Source organism: Gammaproteobacteria bacterium, from assembly GCA_028817225.1.
Lineage (GTDB): Bacteria > Pseudomonadota > Gammaproteobacteria > Poriferisulfidales > Oxydemutatoraceae > Oxydemutator.
The window spans coordinates 34,344-41,053 of the sequence record JAPPQC010000008.1 but is presented as its reverse complement, the minus strand read 5'-3'; the positions used below and the strand labels follow the sequence as shown (position 1 = coordinate 41,053).

Genomic DNA, 6,710 nt, shown 5'->3' with positions numbered 1-6,710 from the left:
GGCGTGGCTTTATGCGGATGAAGACGGGGTTGTTGTGGCGGCGGAGGTGTTGGAGACGGCATAGGCTGCCATCCCCTTCTGCGGCACTACAAATCAAAGGCGTCCCGGTCCTTTTCAGCGTCGCAATCGCGCTGCGGGAATTCGGGGTGTTTCCGGGCATACATCTCGGCGTTGGTCCCGGCGATGCGCCGCGCAAAATCGCTGTCGCTGTCAACCCAGTCGCTGACAAGCGTCCATTTGCGTTCCTGTGCGTCCCATTCCTGAAAACGGACACGCTGAACAGCCGCATGGTTCATGCAGGTAATCCGGATGGCGGGCGCCACATCAGCAAAGCCCATTTCCTCAATCTCCTCATCGTCCAGATTGAGATTTTCAAACCCCCAGCGCACCATGGCACCGGTCAATTCCTTGCCAAAGCGTTCCTGCGCGATGCGAACGGCCTCGGCTGACATCGCCGCCGCCCAAACACCCAGATTCCAGTAAGTGCTGCCGATGCGGCTGCGGTCGTCCAGGTCGCCCTTGCCCCGGTTGTAGAGTTTCTCGATAATCTCCCGCGCCAGCGGAAAATCGGCGCCGGCGCGGTGCGTTATCGCCGCCTGGTAACCGTGGGCGGCCCTGCCTGCGGGAATCACATCCTCTTCCGAATTGCTCCATTCAGCGCCGATCAGGTTGGCCACCTGGTAGCCGGTGCGAACCGCGGTCTGAATCGCCGCCGGGTTCATCAGGCCCCAGCCGCGCAGATAAACAAAAGCGGGCTTTAGTTTGCGGATTCTGAGCCACTGGGAGCCTTGCTCATTGCCCGGGTGGGGCACCTCGATGGCTTCGTGCCGGAAGCCATGGTGCTCGCCGAGGCTGTTCAAGAACTCGTTGGCCGCGCGGCCATACGGGGAGCCGTGGTGGAGCGTTACGATGGTGCGGCCTTTCAGTTCCTCCATGCCGCCCAGGCGCGCGCCCATGTGCAGGATGGCGGCGTGGGCAAAATCAAGGGCGCCGGCGCCAAGCGGGAATTGATACGGAAAAACATCGCCGCGGCGGCTCTCGACCGGGCCGTGATTGACACTGACGACGGGCAAACGGTCGCGGCGGCTCTGCGCCGCCAGGGCCGGAAAAACGCCTTCACTCAGCGGATGAAAATACAGCGCCAGTGAATCAAAATAAAGCGCCGGGCGCCCGGCTTCATCTTTCTTGTGCCGATGGTAGCACTCCATCCCCTTGGTGGGCTCGTATTCCGTCTCGCACTCGTCCCAGGCGACGGGAACGCCGCCGATGCCGCCGTCGCGCTCGTTCAGCAATGTGAAATAATCGCTGACGCCGCCGAAATACCCGCTGGCGACCCCGGACAGGCCGGTGTAGGACAGGGCCAGCGGCACAAAGTAATAATCCCTCTGCGCCGTTGCGGGCGCCGCCGCCAACGCCATCACCAGACCGATGAGCGCAAACCGCCTGTTCACAAAAACAATACCCGCAAAAAAATAGGGCTGCCCTTCAACGAAGGACAGCCCACAAGTTCAGCATTGCAGATGCTTATTCCGATGTCGTCGGGTCAATCACTCTTCTGACCATCGAGATCCTGTTTGCCGGGAAGCCTCCGCTTTCGGCATGTTTCCTGATCATGGCCTCGTCAGGAGCGATGTAGGTGCAGTACACCTTGTCGTCCGTTACATAACTCTCGACCCATTGAATCTGCGGCCCCATGTCTTTCAGGATGCTGCACGACTTCTGTGCGATGCCTTGCAGTTCCTGCGAGGACAGGTCGCCCGCTTTCGGAATGTCTCTTTCGATGATGAATTTAGGCATGATTTTGCCCTCCGTAATGAATTAAAACGCCCAGGTCAACGCAAAGCCGCCGTGCCAGGATTGGACATCCAGTTCGGTGTGGTTCTGGAAGTTAAGCGTACCACCCATGCCATCCGGCGTGTTAGGGGCATCGTACCATTCTTCTTCTTGCAGTTGATGGGCGATATGCACATCCAAGTCCAAGAACGGAGCCAGAAAACCGTTGTAAGTAAAACCGGCACTAACCCGATGTTTGTAGATGACAGGGCCCTCCATTGCCTGCACCCAACTCCAGACCGCACCACCTACGCCGCCGGTCAGAGGCAGACAGGCCGCCCCATTTACCGACCCTGTACAAATGAAGTCGAACCCTTCCAAGGAGCCCGGTTGCACTGTATTGCGGTTCGGGTTGTTCGCATATCCATAACCGGCGCGAAATGTCCACGGACCATGGTCGTATTCGCCACCAATCGAGAATGCAGTCTGGTCATGATAAATCCTTTCCCAGAAAGCAGCCTCGCTCCATCTTTTGAAAATCACATCCGCCGCAACGCGCATATTGTCGGTAAATTTGTGCGAAACGCCAAAAGCAAAGTTGGCTGGCTGCTCAATGTCCAAATCTGAATAATGAGAGGTATCATCAACCATATTGGTGTTGGACAAATGAATAAAGTTATTCCAGTTATGTCTCAACTCGGTCTGGTAGTAAAGTCCAATGTCTGTCGCATCGGTCAGATGGTAATCCAACCCAAATGTCCCCCGGATGCCGTAGTCATGGGCTTGTCCCGAGGTTCCAGCCAAACCGGCCTCAAGCATTGCATAACTGACAGTCGCAGCGAAACCGACATCGAGATTGGGCATCACTTCGTAGCCGGCCCCAAGGTTGACACCCAGTACGATGAACTCCGCACCGACACCCAATGCATTCGGGTTGCTTCGCCAGTCCACGCCAATACCGGAAACCGCCGATACGCCACCGCCCAGAACGATGGGCACACCGACTCCGGAAAGATCTTGCGTGAATGCGACTTGCGGCACTGCGTAAGATTCAGCCTGAGATCTCTCCCGGAAGCGACCACCTCCGGCCAAACCCGCGATACTACCATTGTGCCTGGCAATGGCCTCCGGATGATACAGCGTCGCACCAAACGTAAACTGCGTCCCCGCAGTCTGTCCGGTTCTCGCTGCATAGAAATCAGCCAGATTGGCAGGGTTGCCGTAAACCGCCTCGACCGGCCCCGCATTGTCGCCGGCAATCGTCGTGCCTGCCATGCCCGCCGCCTTCGGAGACAGAACATTGTGCAGGTCGTATCCATACGGACCGGCCATCGCACTCATCGGCACCCATAACAGGGAAGCACCAAGAACAAGGCCTTTCGCGATCAAAGAGGTTTTCTTCAAAGTTTTCATGTTTTGTTCCCCTTCAGAACTGTAGTTAAAACCATTCCCATGGCCGGTTGCCGTGCATTTTGGAAAATATCACGACATTGACCATGAGCCCAATCAGCAAGGCCACCGCAGTGCCTATTGCCCACAACGGGTCGTGGAAATGATTCTGGACTCCGAGCGCCCAGAGGCCATAACCAAGCGCCCCCGACCAAATAAGCATTACAACAATGATCTTGAACATTCTTGTCTCCCTTTCAGATGCAGATATTGATTAGTTGTGTATGTCGATGTTGCGCAAAGTGTTGCCCTGAACATCCGCCTGGGTGGGCATGCATTCAAAAGGCTTCAATTTCTCTTTGCTGGTGCTCGGGTGCTCCTTGATGCACCCCCACCATCGCGCGACATCCGAGCGGCTTTCCACGACGGAACCCTTGCCCTTGACAAACAACATGTTGGCGCAAGCGCCCCAATGAATGTCGGCAAGGGAAAATTCGCCGCAAATAAAATCACCGCGAATGGCGCCGCCCCTGTCTTGCAGGCGTTTGGCCAGCACATCGAAAGCGGCTCCCAGTTTTGCATCATCGTCGTTCTCCATCGCCGGCTGCACGACTTCGGTCGCGTATTGCGTCCACTGGTACATCTGTGCTCGAACAACGCCGTTTCTAATCACCAGAGACGGCCCGAACCCCTTGTCGTCCATGTAGGACAGGATTGCGCTCTGACCGGTGACTACAAAATCTTTGTGGCAAAGTATCGGACCGACACCCAGCGGGGAACGGACCTGCACGTCCTGGGAAGAAGGATCAAACAGGATGCAGGTTACATCCATTCCTTTCTCTCCGCCCGTAAACAGGCATTTCGCCGTATTTACACATGAAGGTGCGCCCCACAATTCAATGCGGTCCCGTAAACGATCACCAACAGCCATTATTGTCTCCTCGTTAAATTGTAGTGTTTAAGGTTGAAGTTAAAAAAGATTGATAAAAGTTGAATTCTGAATGAATAAAAAAATCCGCCCGTTCTGAAAAGAGGGCCTTCAGAACGGGCGGAAACGCAACTAATCAGCGATATAGCGAATCAGGCGGCAGACGCGGTGAGCGTGTCGTTCGGATTCGCCTTCCCTGCGTAACCGGTTTTCTCGTTGATGCGTCTGGCGATTTCCTTTTCGCCTTCGGTCGCAAAACGCTCATCCCACGCAGCCAGCCGCTTGCGCATATACATATGCCACAACGGCGGAACCAGTGCCATGGCGAACAAAGTGAAGTAGCCCCATCCGGTGTTGGGTGCACCCACTTCATCCAGTTCCCAGAAATGGGTTTCCCCGCGGTCGTGGTGGTCGGCTTGACGGCCAATCTCGATAAAGAACCAGCTGGTGAACGCCGTGGCGTTGTCCCATGAATGCCGGTACTCAATCGGTTCGCCTTTCTCGCGAATCAGGCCGTAGTGCTCGAGGTAATTGAGGGCTTCCAGTTCAAAGTTGGAAATGAACCACACAATCGCCAGGCAGCCAATGCCAACCCAGCCTCCGGCATAGAAGAACAGCGCGAGTGAAGGCAGGCTCATCATAAAGCCCCTGATCCAGCGGTTTTGCCATGACAAAAACGGCACACCCATCTTCTTGAGCCGCTGCTGCTCCATTTCAAGCAGGAATTTGGACTGCCCGAAATAGCTCAGCGGAAGGTGCCCGTACATTGTCCGGCCACGCGGAGCCGTTGCCGGATCATCTTCCGACGCCAGTTCCAGGTGGTGGTTGTAAACGTGGGCATAGCAGAAATGGCTCGAACCGGACAGACCCATCATCAGTCTTGAGATAATGAAGCCGAAGCCCTTGGTATGCGACAGTTCGTGGCCATAGATAATGCCAATGCCGGCAAAGATGCCGATGGAGCACGTGGCGCCAATCAAATCAAGCCCGGTAATCCCGTTGGTGTATGGCAGTACACCCCAAACCATGGTGGTTACCTCAACAGGAACCCCTGTGACATATTGAAAGATGCGCCATGCCAGCACAACTTGCAATACAACGAAGACCGGGAGCATGAAATACATGACACCGTTCTGAAGTCCCGGAATACCGTTGGTATTTCCATCGTTGTCAAAGCCGGCGCCACGGCTTTGAAACTTCATCGCGGTATCAATGAAGATGCCCGCCACCAGCAACGCGACGCCGACCCAGCTGAAGATGCCGCCGAGGACTACCCCGAACATCGCAACCAGGATCAACAGAGGCGCAAAGAAGTAGCGCGCATTAATCATTAATTTTTTCATACCTTTTAGTACCTCCTATAGGTGTAGGTAATGCGTGCAATAATACTACCATAAAAGACTGAATCAAGCCTTTATCCATAGAACCTTCGGCATACGGGGCATTTTCGCGGCATTTATCCGCCGGATACTGTGAACAACCTGATGATTTTCCATCGGGTTGTATAATATACCTAAAATACTTTATCCGCATGGAATACGACAACCTGGAGAACCTGCTCAGGGCCTTTCCCGACGAGGCCGCCTGCACCCGCCATCTGGAGCAGTTGCGCTGGCCTGCCGGCATCGCCTGCCCCCATTGTGCGCGAAGCGCGAAGATTTACCGTGTCCGGCGCGGGCACGGCTACAAATGCGGCGAATGCAAGAAACTGTTCTCGGTTCGCAAGGGAACTCTTTTTGAGGAAAGCCGGCTGCCATTGCGAAAATGGTTTGCCGCTGCGTGGCTGGTCACCTCGTGCGAGGACGGAATCAGCAGCCACAAACTGGCGCGCGAACTGGACATTACCCAGAAGACTGCGTGGGCCATGCTCAGGCGGTTGCGCGAAGCGGCGGCCAATGGCTGACAAAGTCCATATCCCGATGACTTTTGACGAACTGCTGCGGCAGGCCGCCCGGCATGTACGGCCTGCGCTGATGAAACAATGGTTGAACAAGGTGCATACGGGCGACTGCCCGGAGATACTGGCGAAATTGCCGGCTGAATCGGTCGGGCTGGTGGTGGCCGGCCCGGCCGGTGACGACGGACGCAGCGAAGAGGAACATCTGTCGTGGCAGCGGGACTGTCTGACAGCGATGATGCGGGTGCTGCGCGCGGACGGCGCCATTTTCTACCGCCATTTGTGGCGGGTGCGAAACGGCTTGCTGCGGGATTGGCGCAAGATTGTGGACGGTTTCCCCGTTCGCCAGATTATCATCCGGAAACGCACCGGCAGGATACATCCCGCCCCGGACTGCTTTCTGTCGAATTACGAAGTCATCTACCTGATTGCCGGGCCATGCTTCCGCTTGCGCTCCGAAGCCGGGGCCGCCGGCGCGGTGTGGGAAATACCGCGGGATCAGGTGGCCCGGCGATGCATCGAATCCACCGACGCCGGCATTGTGCTGGACCCGTTCATGGGGGACGATACAACCGTGGCGGCGGCATCGGCCTGCGGACGGCAATGGATTGGAGTCAAGCAGGAGAATGCCGCCAGTTAAAATCCGGAAAACTTGAAAAGACTCCTGAAAGCAATTCCGAATACGGCATGCCTGCTGCCGCTTGCCGCCGCCGTGCTGCTCGC

The 6,710-nt window shown here is 56.2% G+C and carries 8 protein-coding genes; 2 read left to right on the top strand and 6 right to left on the bottom strand.

Annotated elements, in window-relative coordinates; translation table 11 throughout:
• Positions 1–86 precede the first annotated feature (86 nt).
• The 6 genes from OXU50_00705 to OXU50_00680 all read right to left on the bottom strand — a co-directional run bounded on the left by OXU50_00705 (position 87) and on the right by OXU50_00680 (position 5,214).
• Positions 87–1,451: an ABC transporter substrate-binding protein gene (locus OXU50_00705; GenBank protein MDD9868411.1), complete on the bottom strand. Its 1,365-nt coding sequence runs from the start codon at positions 1,449–1,451 to the stop codon at positions 87–89.
• 73 nt (positions 1,452–1,524) lie between these two features.
• On the bottom strand, positions 1,525–1,797 hold the full coding sequence (locus OXU50_00700) for a DUF4242 domain-containing protein (protein ID MDD9868410.1): 273 nt from the start codon (positions 1,795–1,797) through the stop codon (positions 1,525–1,527).
• A 21-nt stretch (positions 1,798–1,818) separates the two neighbouring features.
• A complete protein-coding gene (locus tag OXU50_00695) occupies positions 1,819–3,186 on the bottom strand; it encodes an outer membrane protein transport protein (protein ID MDD9868409.1) in 1,368 nt (455 codons plus the stop codon).
• Positions 3,187–3,211: 25 nt separating this feature from the next.
• On the bottom strand, positions 3,212–3,406 hold the full coding sequence (locus OXU50_00690) for a hypothetical protein (protein ID MDD9868408.1): 195 nt from the start codon (positions 3,404–3,406) through the stop codon (positions 3,212–3,214).
• A gap of 30 nt (positions 3,407–3,436) precedes the next feature.
• Positions 3,437–4,093, bottom strand: a complete 657-nt coding sequence (locus OXU50_00685; GenBank protein ID MDD9868407.1) for a hypothetical protein — start codon at positions 4,091–4,093, stop codon at positions 3,437–3,439.
• 149 nt (positions 4,094–4,242) lie between these two features.
• Positions 4,243–5,214: a fatty acid desaturase gene (locus tag OXU50_00680; protein ID MDD9868406.1), complete on the bottom strand. Its 972-nt coding sequence runs from the start codon at positions 5,212–5,214 to the stop codon at positions 4,243–4,245.
• A 407-nt stretch (positions 5,215–5,621) separates the two neighbouring features.
• On the opposite strand from OXU50_00680, the gene OXU50_00675 reads away from it, so the two are divergent.
• Together OXU50_00675 and OXU50_00670 are read left to right on the top strand one after the other, a co-directional pair.
• Positions 5,622–5,993 carry an IS1595 family transposase gene (locus tag OXU50_00675; GenBank protein MDD9868405.1) on the top strand — a complete coding sequence of 124 codons (372 nt, stop codon included), beginning with the start codon at positions 5,622–5,624 and terminating at the stop codon, positions 5,991–5,993.
• Complete coding sequence (locus OXU50_00670; protein ID MDD9868404.1) at positions 5,986–6,627, top strand: DNA methyltransferase; 642 nt, start codon at positions 5,986–5,988, stop codon at positions 6,625–6,627. Before OXU50_00675 ends, OXU50_00670 begins: the two co-directional genes overlap by 8 nt.
• Positions 6,628–6,710 lie beyond the last annotated feature (83 nt).